This is a genomic window from Enterobacter sp. PP-008-ECC_S150, assembly GCF_045257065.1.
Lineage (GTDB): Bacteria > Pseudomonadota > Gammaproteobacteria > Enterobacterales > Enterobacteriaceae > Enterobacter > Enterobacter chengduensis.
Window position 1 is genome coordinate 182,698 of the sequence record NZ_JBJHHG010000001.1, and the last position, 16,975, is coordinate 199,672.

Below are 16,975 nucleotides of genomic sequence, written 5' to 3' on the forward strand. Positions count from 1 at the left end.
CCTCTTCCGCCGGGAGAGGGGTGATTTTTATATCCCTGCCCACCACATTCTGGCTTTTAATCCCCAGTAGCTCGTCCAGCCCGTCGTCGTGCTGACCACATTACCCTCCGATACAATGACCAGCGTTGGCGTGACGCTCACCTGCCACTGCTGCGACAGCGCACCGTTCTCATCGTTTATCACCGGCATACGCAGGCTTTTCTTCTCGACCCAGCGGGCGAGCTTCGCATCATCGCCGGAGCGCATGGCGATGCTGATGACGTTCCCGCCCTCTTCTGCCAGCTTATTAACCGAAGGCGTCGTGTAGCGGCAAATGCTGCACCAGGTGGCCCAGACGTAAATCAGCAGCGGGCGATCCTGGCTGAGCGCCGCGATATCGTGAATCTTGCCGTCAATGCTTTGCATCGGTGTGGCACTAAAGCTGGCGGGAAGCGTCGGTTTCCGATATTGATCAACACCCCACGCCACGGCCAGCGTCAGCAGAACGAGTATGATCCCTTCCCGCACCCAGCGGCGCAGTCGGCTGATTTTGCGGTTATCCATTGTGACCTCATGTTTTAACGAAGGTCATCTTAACGGGCAAAACGCCACCATGCTGTAAAGAAGTGTCGCGCCAGGTTTACTCCCGGGTGTAGCCGTAGTCGTAATGGCTATACCCCGAGTTGTAATAGAGCGCAGCCGATTTCACGATATCATTGAGGATCGCGCCATTCACCTGCACACCCATTTGCGCCAGACGCTTCAGGCAGTTCTCGATCTCCTTGACGCTGGTTTTACCAAATCGGGCGACCAGCAGCGTGGTGGCCGCTGCTCTGGCTACCAACAAGGCATCCGTTACGGCAAGCACGGGTGGGGTATCGACAATGACGATGTCATAACGTTTGTCTATCTCCGACATCATGTTCTTGAAGCGTTCACACATGAGCAGCTCAACGGGATGTGAAGGTTGGGGTCCGGAGGTCAATACATCAAAACCGCCTTTCTCGACGCGTTGAATCGCCTCCTGCCACTCAACATCTCCTTCGAGCACGCTGGATAATCCCTGATGATTGCTCAGTTTGAAAACATTGTGGACATACCCCTTACGCATATCCGCATCAATAAACAGCACTCGCTGTCCGGCCTGAGCGGCAATCGACGCCAGTGACGTACTGACCAGCGTCTTTCCGCAGTCCTGCGTGGGTCCAGACACCACCACGGTCCGGTTTGCGGCATCCATCATGGTAAAATGCAGGCTGGTGCGCAGCCCGCGTACCGCCTCGACAAACATATCTGCCGGACGGTCGACGGGCAGAAACGGTATGTTCGACGTCCTGTGCTTCCAGTGGGAAGCAAACAGGTTTCTCCTGCGCAGGTGCGTTTTTTTCCACAGCCACACCGAGCGCGGGAGCGTCGCCAGGAGCGGTATCCCCTGAACTTCCAGCTGTTCTGACGAGGTAATACCTCGCTTAAAGGCTGAGCGCACTAAAACCGTTCCGGCAGAGAGTATCAACCCCACCACCATACCCAGTATGATAATGGGCGCTTTGCGCGGCTTGATTGGGACTGACTGCGTCACGGCCGGATCGATAATCCGCACGTTGCCGATAGCGCTGGAGCGCGAGATACTCAGCTCTTGCTGACGCGTCAGCAACTGCAGGTAGATGGTTCGTCCGGATTCAACGTCGCGACTCAGGCGTAATATCTCCTGCTGTGTGGAAGGCATGGACGAGACGCGGTTGTTCAGACGCGCACGCTCCCGCTCCAGCGTCTGTTTCTTCTCCCGTAATGCACGATAGGTAGGATGGTCCTTTTTGAAAAGCTGGGAAACTTCGGCTTCGCGGAACGTCAGCTCGTTTAGCTGATTCTCCACGTTGACCACCTGATCAAGGACTGACTTCGCCTCCAGAGATAAGTCGACGGAATCGCGCTGCTCTCTGTAGGCATTCAGACGCGCTTCGGCTTCATCCAGTTCTCGACTGATCTTAGGTAGCTGCCCCTGTAAAAACGTGAGGCTGCGGGAATCTTTCGCTTCCTGGCGCGCAATGTTCTGGCTGAGATAATTTTCAGCAATCGTATTCAGCACTGTGGCGATCTTGCCGGGGTCTTCACCCGTTAACGTTAATGCAATCATACCGCTCTGTTTCGCCGACTCCACAACCGTAAGCCTGTCCTGAATGGCGTTGATCGCGTCGAGCCTTGAAACGGTTTGGAGGGTTAACTGGGCGCCGGGCTCCGCACTGAGAGAGGTCACCAGAAGCGATATTCCGTCTTTAACCAGCGTTTTCCCGACAACGCCCTCTGCCGTAAGCGTTTTACCTTCAAGACGATACCGCCCTTGCTCCTGTACGGTGAGTAAAAGCGTTTGCGGCTTACCGTCAAGAAGAGGAATGGTCAGCTCGCCAATCGTAATTGTATCGGGTTTACGGCCCTGCACCTTTTCCCATAACGACCCAATAACAGGGAATACGCGTCGCTTAACGATGATCGTCAGGCCAAGCTGATCAACGGTCTCTCCCAGGATCATTCGTGATTTGAGGAGTAACAGTTCTGGCGCGACGTCTGGCGAGAGATCGGACTCGAAAGGGGTCAGGTTCTTGAGCAACGAATTATTCTGCTTTGCTTCAACCTGTACCAGGGCATCCGCCTGATAAACTGGCGTGGTGCTGAACGCGTAGATCCCCGCACATGCCGTGAGCAGGAGCGTGACACACGCAATCATCACACGGTGATCAAACATCTCAGCAAGCAGCTGAAGAAGATCGATCTCATTATTCTGCGGCGTCGCAGCACTATATTTTTCTGATTTTGAAGACGACATTACTGCTTTATTCCTTGTTGACTCAAACGACGAGCCCATTCCCGACTGGCTTTTCCTAATTGCTCGAAAACATATTCATAGGCTTCGCGACTTTTGTGATACGGGTCGGGAATGTCCCTGGTTTCCAGCCATTGTCCAAAGAGCAGCGATTTTCCCCGGTTCTCCGGGGCCATTGTGGCGATGAAACGGAGGTGTTCCGGCTCCATCACCAGAATCAAATCGGACTTTTGCAACAGGCTACGCGTCACCTTGCGGGCAATATGTCCCTCCAGCGAAACGCCATGACGCCAGGCAACAGCCTGCGCAGCCGCGTCCGCCGGGTGCCCTTCGAGCCCAAAAATACCTGCTGAGGTCACCTGTTTGCCGGGTAGTTGCTGACGCAACAGCCGCTCACCAATCGGTGAGCGGCAAACATTGCCGGTGCAGACCACTAAGATCGACTGGAACATTACTGCGGCCACGATCTGATGTAACGAACGGTTTCGGTCAGGTCATGGACGCCGCTGATGGTTGGCACCAGCTGGGCGATCACGCGATTCCAGCGCGACAACGGTGCGGTAGTCACGTAGACAATGTCATACGGTTCGAGCTGGAATTCCGTGCCCAGTACCATGGCTGACGCATCTTCCGCATTCAGTTGATAGATGTTGGCAATTTTGCCCGTGTCGCCTTTTTGAGATACCTGCCGAATGACAAAAATGCCGGTTGCATCGGCCATATTTTGGTTGAGCCCCCCGGCATTGCCCAGCGCTTCAGCCAGCGTCATGCCGCTACGATCCATCTTAAGCGTGCTCTGCTTAACCACCTCGCCCATGACGAACACTTTCAGCGCGTCGTTGCGAGGAATAAACAGGATATCGCCCGGATAAAGCAGCTTATTCTGCGTCAAATCGCCATGCTGCATCAGCGCGTAGAGCGAAAGGCGTGAATCATGGCCATCGTGCGTCAGCACGACATTACGCCAGTCAGCATCCGCAGAAAGACCGCCAGCGGCGTTGACCGCATCCATCACCGTCAGCGGAATATTGGTTATCGGTTGTTGCCCCGATTTTTCGACCTCTCCGGTGACGTAGGCTTTTTGCGAGCGGAAGGCGGCGATACTGACGTCCACCTGCGGGCTCTCAATGACTTTATCCAGTCGAGCCGTAATCTCTTCCCGTACCTGTGAAACCGTTTTTCCCGCCACCCGCAGCTTGCCGATGTAGGGATAAAAGAGCGTACCATCGGCGTTGACCCAGTTGCCGGCATCGCTCGCGCTACGGTATTGGCCTGCAGGCGTCGTTAATTCAGGATGATCCCAGACGGTGACCGTCAGGATGTCACCCGTGCCAATACGGTATTCCCAGTTTTTGATCTGTTCATCCAGAGTAGGATTTGCCTGAGATTTCGACACGGTCGGACGCAGCTTTTCAATCAATCCCGGCGTCAGTGGGTAAATCTCCACGCGCTTATCAAGCTGATAATTTACATCTTCCGTCGCAATAACTTTTTTCCCGGATACGCTCAAGTTCTGGCCAGGAGAAAATACACATCCTGTTAACTGACTAACAGTAAGAAATAACAGCGAAAATGCAGTTGTACTTTTCATTTATATAAATATTTCTTTTTAACGTTGCGTTTATCGGCAAGCCTGCAAAACTAACTAAGCTAACTTTATGAAATTTAATTGATTATTATTCTGCAGTATGAAATTCTGACATTGTGAAACGTGACTAAACCGCTTTCTGAAACACAAAGCCAATACTCGACCTTGTACTAAAACGGAAGCAAGCGCGCTTCATTCGAAGACAATATTAAATCTTCTTCCGAGGGAAAGCATTCGCATAGATGTCCAATTTTGACAGAGAAAGTTATTTTCAGAATTGATTAATGAAATAATAAATATTAAAAATACAAACCAAGAACAATATTCATGGCAGTGATAAACATCACCCAATTCGACTACACAAAACCGTCCAGTTTTGTTACATTTTTTTTCAAACATACCCTGTGTTGATACTTAAAATGGACTGTCTGCTCCGCTTTGCACGACCCGCAGACGAAAAGTATCCGTAACGATATCACTGGAGAAAAAATGGCTAAGCGTAAATTGCTGCTTCTGGGTGTATTACTGTCTCTGGCGGGCTCCGCATTCGCTGCCCCGCAAACCGCCGCTGCGCCATCCGGCATCAAGGCCTATGAAGAACAAGAGTTCATCGCTGACTTCACGAAATTCAAGATTGGCGACACGGCGCCGGCGCAGTATCAAACGCCGGAGTACACCATCAAACAGTACCAGCTGCGTAACCTGCCGGCTCCGGATGCCGGAACCCACTGGACCTACATGGGTGAAAACTATGTGCTGATCGGCGATGCAGACGGCAAAATCTACAAAGCTTACAATGGAGATATTTTCTATCACCGCTAACTCGGTTCTGATTCGCCCCTGGCAGGAAAGTGACCGCCCTTTCCTGCGCACGCTCTATCTCCGCGCGCGGCGTGAAGCCTGGCCATGGCTGGACAGCGCGGACTGGCAGCTTGAAGATTTTGACGCGGCAACCCGTGACGAAGTGATTTGGGTGGCTGTTCAGAACGGTCACCGCCTGGGTTTTGCCTCCGTCTGGACGAACGATAATTTCCTGCACAACCTCTTTGTGGACCCGCAGTATCAAGGACTCGGGGTCGGGCAGTTGCTTCTCGAGCAGGTTCAGAAGACGTTTACCAGTACGGGTTCGCTTAAGTGTCTGGTGAAGAATGCGCGGGCTGTTGCGTTTTACCAGCGTCACGGCTGGCACATTGAGGCGACGGGTGAATCTCCGGACGGAGAGTATTATCTGATGCATTATCGGCTTGGGTAAAGTCAGGTGGCGCTTCGCTTACCTGACCTACAACACCGTATTTCGTAGGCCGGGTAAGGCGAAGCCGCCACCCGGCACTTAAGCGCAGAGGAATTACACCGCGCGGAAGGCGATTTCGCCCGGAATGATTTCGCCCTGCCAGTAAAGCTGCGCCGCAACGCGTCCCGCCAGCTGACGATACATTTCTGCAAATTCGCTGTCCGGACGGCTGACGACCGTCGGCTTTCCGCTGTCCAGATCTTCACGCAGGGTAATGTGCAGCGGCATCTGACCCAGCAGCTGGGTGTGATACTTCGCGGCCAGTTTTTCTGCGCCACCCGTACCGAAGATAGGTTCGTGGTGCCCGCAGTTGCTGCAGATGTGCACGCTCATGTTCTCAACGATACCGAGCACCGGCACTTCCACCTTCTCGAACATCACGATGCCTTTCTTGGCGTCGATCAGCGCGATATCCTGCGGCGTAGTCACCACGACGGCGCCCGTCACCGGAATGTTCTGCGCCAGCGTGAGCTGAATGTCACCGGTTCCCGGCGGCATATCCAGCACCAGATAATCCAGATCCGGCCACATCGTCTCCTGCAGCATCTGCAGCAGCGCCTTGCTGGCCATCGGGCCGCGCCAGACCATGGCGTTATCGTCAGTCACCAGGTAACCGATGGAGTTGGTCGCCAGACCGTGCGCCATGATTGGCGCCATGTGGGTGCCGTCCGGCGAGGTTGGACGCTGGTTTTCCGCGCCCAGCATGTTCGGAATAGACGGACCGTAGATGTCAGCATCCAGAATACCGACCTTTGCCCCTTCCGCTGCCAGCGCCAGCGCCAGGTTAACGGCGGTAGAGGATTTCCCGACCCCGCCCTTGCCCGAGCTGACGGCAATGATGTTTTTCACGCCGTTCACGCCAGGCTGATTTTTCACTCGTTTCAGCGTGGCGATGCTGTGGCTCAGCTTCCAGTCGATTGCCTTCGCACCGGTAATGCGCAGCAGCTCAGCGCTGGTCTGATCTTTCAGCGCGTCAAAGGCGCTTGTCCAGACGAACGGCATCTGCAGCTCAACGTGCAGCGTATCGTCGAGCCAGGCAACGTGGTGTAACGCTTTCAGCGTCGTAAGATTGTGCTTCAGGGTTGGATGCTGAAAGTTAGCCAGCGTCCCGGCGACCATTGCTCGTAAGGCTTCCGGTGATTTGGCCTGGGATTGAGAACTCATCCCGACTCCTTTGTTCTTGTGAATAAGACCTTAGATGAACAAGTTTACCTGAAAGGCCGTGCTTTGTGCTTACTTAATAATGCCCCTTTTGGTAATATCAAAAACCCTTTTCACAGTTAAAAGAAGTAATGCCTACTATGACTCAAGTCGCGAAGAAAATTCTGGTAACGTGCGCGCTGCCGTACGCCAACGGCTCAATCCACCTCGGCCACATGCTGGAGCATATCCAGGCTGATGTCTGGGTCCGTTACCAGCGAATGCGCGGCCACGAGGTTAATTTCATCTGTGCGGACGATGCTCACGGCACGCCGATCATGCTGAAAGCGCAGCAGCTGGGCATTTCCCCGGAGCAGATGATTGCCGAAATGAGTCAGGAGCATCAGACTGATTTTGCTGGCTTTGACATCAGCTATGACAACTATCACTCCACCCACAGCGACGAGAACCGCGAGCTGTCGGAGCTGATCTACACGCGTCTGAAAGAGAACGGTTTTATCAAAAACCGCACCATCTCCCAGCTGTACGATCCGGAAAAAGGCATGTTCCTGCCGGACCGTTTCGTCAAAGGCACCTGCCCGAAATGTAAATCCCCGGATCAGTACGGCGATAACTGCGAAGTGTGCGGCGCAACCTACAGCCCGACCGAGCTTATCGAACCGAAATCCGTGGTATCCGGTGCCACCCCTGTGATGCGTGACTCCGAGCACTTCTTCTTCGACCTGCCGTCCTTCAGCGAAATGCTGCAGGCGTGGACCCGCAGCGGCGCGCTGCAGGAGCAGGTGGCGAACAAGATGCAGGAGTGGTTCGAATCCGGCCTGCAGCAGTGGGATATCTCCCGCGATGCGCCGTACTTCGGCTTCGAAATCCCGAACGCGCCGGGCAAATACTTCTACGTCTGGCTGGACGCGCCAATCGGCTACATGGGCTCCTTCAAGAACCTGTGCGACAAGCGTGGCGACACCGTGAGCTTCGACGAATACTGGAAGAAAGATTCCACCGCCGAGCTGTACCACTTCATCGGTAAAGACATCGTCTACTTCCACAGCCTGTTCTGGCCGGCGATGCTGGAAGGCAGCAGCTTCCGCAAGCCAACCAACCTGTTCGTACACGGCTACGTAACGGTGAACGGCGCGAAGATGTCCAAGTCCCGCGGAACGTTCATTAAGGCCAGCACCTGGCTGAACCACTTCGACGCGGACAGCCTGCGCTACTACTACACCGCGAAGCTCTCTTCCCGCATCGACGATATCGACCTGAACCTGGAAGATTTCGTGCAGCGCGTGAATGCGGACATCGTCAACAAGGTGGTGAACCTGGCGTCCCGTAACGCGGGCTTTATCGCCAAGCGTTTTGACGGCGTGCTTTCTGCCGAACTGGCCGATCCTGAGCTGTATAAAACCTTCACCGACGCCGCCGCTGCGGTTGGCGAAGCCTGGGAAAGCCGTGAATTCGGTAAAGCGATCCGTGAAATCATGGCGCTGGCCGACGTGGCCAACCGCTATGTGGACGAACAGGCACCGTGGGTGGTCGCGAAACAGGAAGGCCGCGATGCCGACCTGCAGGCGATCTGCACCATGGGTCTGAACATGTTCCGCGTGCTGATGACCTGGCTGAAGCCGGTGCTGCCGCAGCTGGCAGCCCGTGCTGAAGCATTCCTGAACACCGAGCTGACCTGGGATGCCATCCAGCAGCCGCTGCTCGGCCACAAGGTGAATACCTTCAAGGCGCTGTACAACCGCATCGAGATGAAGCAGGTTGAAGCCCTGGTAGAAGCGTCTAAAGAAGAGGTGAAGGCGGCTGCGGCTCCGGTGACCGGCCCGCTGGCGGACGATCCGATTCAGGAAACCATCACCTTTGATGATTTCGCTAAAGTCGACCTGCGCGTGGCGCTGATTGAAAACGCGGAATTCGTGGAAGGCTCCGACAAGCTGCTGCGCCTGACGCTGGATCTGGGCGGCGAGAAGCGTAACGTCTTCTCCGGCATCCGTTCAGCCTACCCGGACCCGCAGGTGCTGATTGGTCGTCAGACCGTGATGGTGGCGAACCTGGCGCCGCGCAAAATGCGCTTCGGCATCTCTGAGGGGATGGTGATGGCCGCAGGCCCTGGCGGGAAAGATATCTTCCTGCTTAGCCCTGACGAAGGCGCGAAGCCGGGTCAGCAGGTGAAATAACGCAAAAGCCGGAGATTATCTCCGGCTTTTTTTTGCCGGGTGGCGGCTTCGCCTTACCCGGCCTACGGGCAAATCACGCCTTCGGGTGATGCACCCGGTGGGTCAACCCGCGCAGGAAGTTACGCAAAAACTGGTCGCCGCACTCGCGGTAGTTTTTATGGTCCGCCGCGCGCATCATGGCGGTCACTTCCGGCACGGATACGCGGAATTTTTGCTCCGTCATGATCGCCACGATATCGTCCGTTTTCAGCGAGAACGCGATGCGCAGCTTTTTCAGCACCGTGTTGTTGTTTACGCGACGCTCAAGCGCCAGCTCTGGCGCGGCCGGATCTTTACCACGCTTATCGTAAATCAGGCCGTTCAGGAACCCCGACAGAATGATGTCCGGGCAGCGGACAAAGCCCTCTTCGTCTTCTTTGGTCATCCACGTGTCAAAACTCGCAGACGTGGATTCCATGTCGGAGAGCGCAAGAATGCGCACCATGTCGTTATTGTTCGCTTTCAGGGTGTAGCGCAGGCTACGAAGAATATCGTTACTTAGCATAGAGCCTTCGAATGTCGATGATGCAATGGCGCGCAGTGTACCAGCTTTACAGCCCTATCGCCTCTTTCAAACTCTTCAGATAGCGGCGGCTGACGGGTACCGTTTGCCCGGCACGCAGCACCAGCTCGGCCTGGCCGTTATCTTCCAGGCGGATCTCCTTCAGGTGCGCCATATTGACCAGGTACTGCCGGTGGCAGCGGATCAGCGGCGTGCGGCTCTCCAGCGTGCGCAGCGTCAGCTCGGTAAACCCTTCGTTTCCCTCCGCGCTGGTGACAAACACCCCGCTAAGGCGGCTGCTGACAAATGCCACGTCATCCATCTGCAGAAGATAAATCCGGCTGTGCCCGGTGCACGGGATAAACTTCAGCGGCTGCTGGTTTTCGGGCAGCAGCGTGACGTCCTGGGCGGTGCGCTCCTGGCGTAAACGGGTGAGCGTTTTTTCCAGACGCTTCTCTTCAATCGGCTTGAGCAGATAGTCAAACGCGTGCTCCTCGAAGGCCTTAACGGCATATTCGTCGAACGCCGTCAGAAAGACGATGTAGGGGCGATGCGCCGGGTCAAGCATGCCGACCATCTCCAGCCCGCTGATGCGGGGCATTTGAATGTCGAGGAACAGCACGTCCGGGCGCAGTTTGTGCACCGCGCCGATGGCCTCAATGGCGTTCGCGCACTCTCCTACCACCTCAATGTCCGGCTGCTCCTGCAGCAGAACGCGCAGATTTTCCCGTGCCAGCGGCTCGTCATCCACAATCAGCACTCTTAACATGCGTTTTCCTCCAGCGGCAGTCGTACGGTAATACGGGTAAATCGGTCTGGCTCACAGGCGACGGTAATACCGCAGTCGTCACCAAAATGGGCGCGCAGGCGTTTATCCACCAGGCTCATCCCTAAACCGCCGGAGGCGGAAGGCTGATAAAGCCCGGCATTATCTTCAATATCCAGCACCAGATGGTGGTTAAAACGGCTGGCGGCAATGGTTATCTCCCCTGTTCCCAGAAGCTGTGACGTACCGTGCTTGATGGCATTTTCCACAATAGGCTGCAGGGTAAAGGCCGGAAGATGCTGGTACGCCAGCTCGTCCGGCACGGAGAGCGACACCTGCAGGCGCGACTGGAAACGCGCCTGCTCAATCTGCAGATAGGCATTTACGTGCTCAATCTCATCGGCGAGGGTGACGATCTCCGACGGCCGCTTCAGGTTCTTGCGGAAAAAGGTCGAGAGAAACTGCACCAACTGCGCGGCCTGATCGCTGTCGCGGCGGATCACCGCTTTGAGCGTGTTGAGGGCATTAAACAGGAAGTGCGGATTAACCTGGGCATGCAGCAGCTTAATTTCGGACTGCGTCAGCAGGGCTTTCTGCCGCTCATACTGCCCGGCGAGAATTTGCGCGGAGAGCAGCTGGGCAATCCCCTCCCCCAGGGTGCGGTTGATAGAGCTGAACAGACGGTTTTTCGCCTCATACAGCTTGATGGTGCCCATCACCCGCTGGTTTTCCCCACGCAGCGGAATAACCAGCGTGGAGCCCAGCTTGCACTGCGGATGCAGCGAACAGCGGTAAGGCACCTCGTTTCCGTCGGCATACACCACCTCACCGGTTTCAATCGCGCGCAGCGTATAGGCTGAGGAGATCGGTTTACCCGGCAGATGGTGATCGTCTCCGGTCCCGGTAAAGGCCAGCAGCCGCTCGCGGTCGGTGATGGCCACCGCGCCGATATCCAGCTCCTTGTAGAGCACCTGCGCCACCTTCATGCTGTTCTCTTCGTTGAACCCCTGGCGCAGGATCCCTTCGGTTGAGGCGGCGACCTTCAGCGCCGTGGCGGAAAAGGCCGAGGTGTACTTCTCAAACATGGCACGTTTGTCGAGCAGAATGCGCATAAACAGCGCCGCGCCGACGGTGTTGGTGACCATCATCGGGGCGGCAATGCTGCTGACCAGGTGCAGCGCATCGTCAAACGGACGGGCAATGAGCAGAATGATCGCCATCTGCGCCATTTCGGCGACAAAGGTAATCGCCCCCGCGGTGATTGGGCTGAAGACTTTGTCCGGGCGGCCGCGCTTGATCATATAGCTGTGAACCAGCCCGCCGAGCAGACCTTCGACGATCGTGGAGATCATGCAGCTGAGCGCCGTCATGCCGCCCATCGAGTAGCGGTGCAGCCCGCCCGTCAGGCCGACCAGCCCACCCACGACGGGGCCACCGAGCAGCCCGCCCATGACCGCGCCTATCGCGCGCGTGTTGGCAATGGAGTCTTCGATATGGAGACCGAAATAGGTCCCCATAATGCAAAAAATAGAGAAGGTGACGTAGCAAAGCAGCTTGTGCGGTAAACGAACGGTAACCTGCATCAGCGGAATAAACAGGCGCGTTTTGCTCATCAGCCAGGCAATAACCAGAAACACGCACATCTGCTGAAGCAACAGCAGCACCAGATTAAACTCGTACATACTCAAAACCGCACACGCTAAAAACGCGTAACATACACTGATGCGGCTTTACTTTCTTTGAAGCATCCCAAAAAAGCGCAAAATCGTGTCCGTTGTCACACCTCTTTCATAACATCGCATACGCTTCGCATTCTTTGTGCAAAAAACAACCAATCCTTCCTGGTTCAGCAAAGTGGGTCTACAGTTAAGCTGGGGACGCGTAAGCCAGGGGGCGAATATGGCGCTTTACACAATCGGTGAAGTGGCACTCCTTTGTGATATCAATCCCGTTACCCTACGGGCGTGGCAGCGACGATACGGATTACTCAAGCCGCAGAGAACGGACGGCGGGCATCGCCTTTTCAATGAGGCCGACATCGACCGCATCCGCGAAATTAAAAGCTGGATCGACAACGGGGTGCAGGTCGGCAAAGTGAAGTCCCTGCTGAGTCACGACGACCCGGCTACGCAACACCTCTGGCGTGAACAGCAGGAAACCCTGCTCCGGCTCCTGCAGGCAGGCAACCTGCAGCGCCTGCGGGGGTGGATAAAAGAGCAGGGCCGCGATTATCCGGCCCAGACGCTGATCTCCCATCTTTTTATTCCGCTCCGTCGACGCCTGCAGTGCCAGCAGTCCACCCTGCAGGCGCTGCTGAGCATGCTCGACGGGGTGCTGATCAACTACATCGCCGTCTGCCTTGCCTCGGCGAAGAACAAAGCCGGAAAAGATGCGCTGGTGGTCGGCTGGAACGTGCACGATACCACCCGCCTGTGGCTGGAAGCGTGGATTGCCACCCAGAAGGGCTGGCGCGTGGACGTTCTGGCGCACTCGCTGGCGCAGCTTAAACCTGAGTTTTTCGACGGCCAGACCCTGCTGGTCTGGTGCGGGGAAGTGCCCTCCGCCACGCAGCAACAGCTGCTGACGGAGTGGCGTGAGAATGGCTACCCGGTTTACTCCCTTGGCCCGGAAGAGCCATAACGGCATTTAATGGTTCATTAACAGCTGCGCTTCACCGTATAATTGTTCCGTTAACAACAGGAGCACATGATGAAGGCAACCAAACTGGCCATTATTACCCTTTTTGTTCTGATGGCCGTAAGCGGTATCGGCGGCGTAATGCTGGCAGGATACTCGTTTATCGTTCGCGGCGGTGTCGGCTGAGGTAGAGCGCCAGCCGCTCAAAAGCGCGGTCTACAACGATGGCCGCCAGCGCGACCAGCACCGCCCCCTGCACAATATAAGCCGTATTAAACCCGCTCAGGCCGATAATAATTGGCGTTCCCAGCGTATTGGCGCCGACCGTCGACGCAATGGTCGCCGTCCCGATGTTAATAATCACCGACGTGCGGATCCCGGCAACGATCACCGGTGCCGCAAGCGGCAGTTCAACCTTGCGCAGCCGCTGGCCGCGACTCATCCCCATCCCTTCCGCCACGCTCAGCACGGACGACGGTACCGCCGCGATGCCCGCCAGCGTGCCCTGCAGCACCGGCAATACGCCGTATAAAATCAGCGCAATGATGGCCGGCTGCTGGCCAAAGCCCATCACCGGCACCGCAATCGCCAGCACCGCCACCGGCGGAAACGTCTGACCAATGGCCGCTATTGTCTCTACCAGCGGACGAAACTCCTTTCCCGCAGGCCGCGTGACCGCGATGCCCGCCCCAACGCCCAGCACAACCGCGATGGCGCTTGAGAGCGCCACCAGCCAAAGATGCGCCAGGGCGAGATTAATAAAGCTCTCCTGCTGATACACCGGCCGCGGCAGCCCGGGAAAGAGGCTGTTAAACAGCGCCGCGCTGTGGGGCATCAGAAACAGTAAGGCGACAAACAGCGCTATCAGCCAGAGGAGCGGATCACGCAGTGCCTTCACGCGTCACCTCCCCGGCCAGCAGATCGCGAAAGTGTAAGGTACCGCACGGCGCGCCCCGGACATCCGAAACGGGCAACACCTCGCACTGCCGCGCGACAAACGCGGAGAGCGCATCCCGCAGGCTCATCTGTTCCTGCAGCGGTTCGCCGCCCAGCGTCACCGCCTCACGGCGCATATAGTCGCTCACCGTCCGCAGGGAGAGCAGCCTGACGCCCAGCTCGCTGCGGCCAAAAAACTCGCGCACAAAGTCGTTTTTCGGCCAGGTTAACAGCTCAAGCGGCGAGCCCTGCTGCACTACCTCGCCATGATCCATCAGCACAAGATGGTCGGCCAGGCGCAGGGCTTCATCAATATCGTGCGTCACGAGAACGATGGTGCGTCCGAGAATGCGGTGAATGCGGGTCATCTCGGCCTGCAGCGCACCGCGCGTAACCGGATCCAGCGCGCCAAAAGGCTCATCCATCAGCAGCACCTGCGGGTTGGCCGCCAGCGCGCGCGCCACGCCCACGCGCTGCTGCTGGCCACCGGATAACTGATGCGGATAGCGGTCGCGCAGCGCGGGCTCCAGTCCCAGCAGAGACATCAGCTCATCAACCCGATCGGCGATTTTTGCCCGCGACCATTTCTCCAGCTGCAGCACGGTGGCGATGTTTTGCGCCACCGTCCAGTGGGGGAACAGGCCGATGGACTGAATGGCATAGCCCATCCGGCGGCGCAGCTCCAGCACCGGCAGGCTGCGGATCTCCTCCCCGGCAAAGCGGATCAGCCCGCTGTCGTGCTCCACCAGACGGTTGATCATCTTCAGCGTGGTCGATTTTCCGGAACCGGAGGTGCCGATCAGCACGGAAAAGGCGCCCTCGGCAAAGTTCAGGTTCAGGTGGCTTGCCGCCGGACGACCGGCAAAGGTTTTACTGACATCATGAAATTCAATCATTGGCGCTTCTCCTGAGCAACGCGAGCCATAAGGCAAACAGCGCGTCGACGACAACCGCCAGCGCAATCGTGGGCACTACGCCCAATAGCACAAGGTCGAGGGCGCTGCTCAGCAGCCCCTGGAACACCAGCGCGCCAAAGCCGCCCGCGCCAATCAGCGCGGCAATTACCGCCATGCCGACGGTCTGGACCGCCACCACCCGCAGGCTGCGCAGCAGCAGGGGCAGCGCCAGCGGCAGCTGAATCTTCCAGAAACACTGCCGGGCGCTCATTCCCATCGCATGGGCGGTTTCCAGCACGTCCGGCGCGACCTGGCCTAATCCCGCAACCACGCCGCGCACCAGCGGCAGCAGCGCGTACAGCACCAGCGCGATCAGGGCGGGCGTTAGCCCCGTTCCGGCTATGCCCAGCGTTCCCAGCACCGGAACAGCCTTCACCAGCCCGGCCAGGGGCGCAATCAGCAGGCCAAACAGCGCAACGGAGGGAATGGTCTGGATGACGTTGAGCACGGCAAAGACTCCGCCCTGACGTGAAGGATGGCGATAGCACCACATGCCGAGCGGTATCCCGAGCAGGAGCGCCGGAAAGAGCGTGCCGAAGAGGATCGTCAGGTGTTGCGCCAGGGCATCATCAAACACCTCCTGACGGTTGGCGTACTCTTTTAACAGCGAGAGATTGTTCAGCTCCCCGCTGAACAGCAGGAATAATGGAATACACCATATCTGCGCATTGAGCACCCAGCGCCAGACGGAACTGGCGATAAGTCGACGAATAGCATCGCTGCAGGCCAGCAGGCAGAGCGCCAGCCACAGCCACAGTCCGCTGCCTATGGTGGTTCTCGCCAGCGGACTTTCCGCCGACGCCATATGCGTCGCCGCCAGCCCGGCACTCCAGAACAGGATGACAAACAGCCCTTCAGAAAGGAGCAGCGTCAGCCACTGCGCCGGGCGCCCCTGCCAGAGCGACAGGATGACCCACGCGCCCAGCGATGCCGCCAGCCACCCCGGCGTAAACGACCAGACCTGCCAGAGCGCTTTGCCCTCCCCCGACATCAGGCGGTTTGGGGCAACGTTGACAAACGGTAACGCGACCGCCGCGATGGCCACGCAGGCCAACAGCAGCAGGACGCGGTTATGACATTTTATTGGCACAGCCCTTTCCCGTTACTTCACAAGCCCTTGTTGTTTCAGGAAGTCGGCGGCCACTTTTTTGGCATCCAGTCCCTCGACGGCAATGCTGGCATTCAGCTGCTGCAGCGTTTTTTCATCCAGCTTTTCGAAAACCGGCTTGAGCCAGTCGGCAATCTCCGGATGGGCTTTCAACACTGCCTCACGCACGACCGGGGTCGGGGCGTAAATCGGCTGCACGCCTTTTGGATCGGTCAGTGTTTGCAGGCCAAGCGCCGCCACCGGGCCGTCGGTGCCGTAGGCCATCGCCGCGTTAACGCCCGAGGTTTGCTGCGCCGCCGCCTTGATGGTCACCGCGGTATCCCCCCCCGCCAGCGAGAGCAATTGCGCCTGGTCGAGCTTGAAGTCGTAGGCTTTTTCAAACGCCGGGAGCGCGTCAGGACGTTCGATAAACTCCGCGGACGCGGCAAGCTTAAAGTCGCCCTTCTCTTTCAGATAGCGGCTGAGATCCGCCAGAGAAGTCAGCTTGCCTTTCTCCGCCACGTCCTTGCGCACGGCGATAGTCCAGGTGTTGTTGGCCGGAGCTGGGGTCAGCCAGACCAGCTTGTTCTGCTCCGCGTCGAGTTTTTTGACTTTCTCATACCCGGCTTTAGCGTTTTTCCATGCCGGATCGTTTTCTTGTTTGAAGAAGAATGCGCCGTTGCCGGTGTATTCCGGGTAGATATCCAGTTCGCCGGAGGTAATCGCCCCGCGCACCACGGGCGTGGTGCCCAGCTGAACCTTATTGACGGTTTTTACGCCGTGGCTTTCCAGCACCTGCAGGATGATGTTGCCGAGCAGCGCGCCTTCGGTATCGATCTTGGAGCCCACTTTTACCGGCTCCGCCGCCTGCAGCGGCAGGCTGAGCGCCGCAAGTATCGCTGCCGAAACGGCCATCCCCGTTTTAATCGTCATTCCGCTATCCTCATTTTTTTATCGCCTTTTTCAGAGGCTTGAGTGAAAAGCGTAGCTTAAAACGGCGAATTTACCCGGCGAAATGCCTTTTTAGCATAAGATAAGACG

The 16,975-nt window shown here is 57.1% G+C and carries 17 protein-coding genes; 5 read left to right on the forward strand and 12 right to left on the reverse strand.

The features are described from left to right. Window positions 1-27 precede the first annotated feature (27 nt). The 4 genes from ACJBF3_RS00815 to ACJBF3_RS00830 form a co-directional block, all read right to left on the reverse strand. Window positions 28-543 (reverse strand): protein disulfide oxidoreductase, encoded by a 516-nt coding sequence (locus ACJBF3_RS00815; protein ID WP_045328069.1) that lies wholly within the window; start codon window positions 541-543, stop codon window positions 28-30. A gap of 76 nt (window positions 544-619) precedes the next feature. Next, a complete protein-coding gene (locus ACJBF3_RS00820; protein ID WP_045328068.1) occupies window positions 620-2,800 on the reverse strand; it encodes a polysaccharide biosynthesis tyrosine autokinase in 2,181 nt (726 codons plus the stop codon). Beyond that, complete coding sequence (locus ACJBF3_RS00825) at window positions 2,800-3,249, reverse strand: protein-tyrosine-phosphatase (protein ID WP_045328067.1); 450 nt, start codon at window positions 3,247-3,249, stop codon at window positions 2,800-2,802. Before ACJBF3_RS00825 ends, ACJBF3_RS00820 begins: the two co-directional genes overlap by 1 nt. Then, complete coding sequence (locus tag ACJBF3_RS00830; protein ID WP_045328066.1) at window positions 3,249-4,388, reverse strand: polysaccharide export protein; 1,140 nt, start codon at window positions 4,386-4,388, stop codon at window positions 3,249-3,251. Before ACJBF3_RS00830 ends, ACJBF3_RS00825 begins: the two co-directional genes overlap by 1 nt. Window positions 4,389-4,874: 486 nt before the next feature. Here ACJBF3_RS00830 and ACJBF3_RS00835 point away from each other — a divergent pair, with 486 nt between their 5' ends. Together ACJBF3_RS00835 and ACJBF3_RS00840 are read left to right on the forward strand one after the other, a co-directional pair. Further along, the gene (locus tag ACJBF3_RS00835; RefSeq protein WP_023336316.1) at window positions 4,875-5,207 is read left to right on the forward strand and encodes an RcnB family protein; all 333 of its coding nucleotides are present in this window, start codon (window positions 4,875-4,877) and stop codon (window positions 5,205-5,207) included. After that, complete coding sequence (locus ACJBF3_RS00840; RefSeq protein WP_045328065.1) at window positions 5,182-5,637, forward strand: GNAT family N-acetyltransferase; 456 nt, start codon at window positions 5,182-5,184, stop codon at window positions 5,635-5,637. Before ACJBF3_RS00835 ends, ACJBF3_RS00840 begins: the two co-directional genes overlap by 26 nt. Window positions 5,638-5,730: 93 nt before the next feature. On the opposite strand, the gene apbC is transcribed toward ACJBF3_RS00840, so the two are convergent. Then, window positions 5,731-6,840, reverse strand: coding sequence for an iron-sulfur cluster carrier protein ApbC (apbC, locus tag ACJBF3_RS00845; RefSeq protein ID WP_045328064.1), 1,110 nt, complete (start codon window positions 6,838-6,840; stop codon window positions 5,731-5,733). 137 nt (window positions 6,841-6,977) lie between these two features. Here apbC and metG point away from each other — a divergent pair, with 137 nt between their 5' ends. After that, window positions 6,978-9,011, forward strand: a complete 2,034-nt coding sequence (gene metG / locus ACJBF3_RS00850) for a methionine--tRNA ligase (protein WP_045328063.1) — start codon at window positions 6,978-6,980, stop codon at window positions 9,009-9,011. A gap of 73 nt (window positions 9,012-9,084) precedes the next feature. On the opposite strand, the gene ACJBF3_RS00855 is transcribed toward metG, so the two are convergent. From ACJBF3_RS00855 to ACJBF3_RS00865, 3 genes are read right to left on the reverse strand one after another with little or no spacing between them, the layout of a single operon-like run. After that, the gene (locus ACJBF3_RS00855) at window positions 9,085-9,555 is read right to left on the reverse strand and encodes a DUF1456 family protein (RefSeq protein WP_032641725.1); all 471 of its coding nucleotides are present in this window, start codon (window positions 9,553-9,555) and stop codon (window positions 9,085-9,087) included. 46 nt (window positions 9,556-9,601) lie between these two features. Further along, window positions 9,602-10,321 (reverse strand): two-component system response regulator BtsR, encoded by a 720-nt coding sequence (btsR, locus tag ACJBF3_RS00860; protein ID WP_045328062.1) that lies wholly within the window; start codon window positions 10,319-10,321, stop codon window positions 9,602-9,604. Continuing rightward, a complete protein-coding gene (locus tag ACJBF3_RS00865; protein ID WP_045328061.1) occupies window positions 10,315-12,000 on the reverse strand; it encodes a sensor histidine kinase in 1,686 nt (561 codons plus the stop codon). The genes btsR and ACJBF3_RS00865 overlap by 7 nt, the downstream gene beginning before the upstream one ends. A gap of 217 nt (window positions 12,001-12,217) precedes the next feature. Here ACJBF3_RS00865 and mlrA point away from each other — a divergent pair, with 217 nt between their 5' ends. Both mlrA and ACJBF3_RS00875 read left to right on the forward strand, forming a co-directional pair. After that, a complete protein-coding gene (mlrA, locus tag ACJBF3_RS00870; RefSeq protein ID WP_045328060.1) occupies window positions 12,218-12,958 on the forward strand; it encodes an HTH-type transcriptional regulator MlrA in 741 nt (246 codons plus the stop codon). A gap of 69 nt (window positions 12,959-13,027) precedes the next feature. Further along, entirely contained in the window at window positions 13,028-13,141 is a 114-nt protein-coding gene (locus tag ACJBF3_RS00875) for a protein YohO (RefSeq protein ID WP_008500895.1), read from the forward strand. Here the strand turns inward: ACJBF3_RS00875 and ACJBF3_RS00880 are convergent. The 4 genes from ACJBF3_RS00880 to ACJBF3_RS00895 are packed head-to-tail and all read right to left on the reverse strand — an operon-like array spanning window position 13,116 to window position 16,867. Then, window positions 13,116-13,853, reverse strand: a complete 738-nt coding sequence (locus tag ACJBF3_RS00880) for an ABC transporter permease (protein WP_045328058.1) — start codon at window positions 13,851-13,853, stop codon at window positions 13,116-13,118. The two genes, ACJBF3_RS00875 and ACJBF3_RS00880, sit on opposite strands and share 26 nt — an antisense overlap. Next, entirely contained in the window at window positions 13,837-14,787 is a 951-nt protein-coding gene (locus ACJBF3_RS00885) for an ABC transporter ATP-binding protein (RefSeq protein ID WP_045328057.1), read from the reverse strand. The genes ACJBF3_RS00880 and ACJBF3_RS00885 overlap by 17 nt, the downstream gene beginning before the upstream one ends. Beyond that, entirely contained in the window at window positions 14,780-15,937 is a 1,158-nt protein-coding gene (locus tag ACJBF3_RS00890) for an ABC transporter permease (RefSeq protein WP_045328056.1), read from the reverse strand. The genes ACJBF3_RS00885 and ACJBF3_RS00890 overlap by 8 nt, the downstream gene beginning before the upstream one ends. A 12-nt stretch (window positions 15,938-15,949) precedes the next feature. Then, on the reverse strand, window positions 15,950-16,867 hold the full coding sequence (locus ACJBF3_RS00895) for an ABC transporter substrate-binding protein (protein ID WP_045328055.1): 918 nt from the start codon (window positions 16,865-16,867) through the stop codon (window positions 15,950-15,952). Window positions 16,868-16,975: the final 108 nt, after the last annotated feature.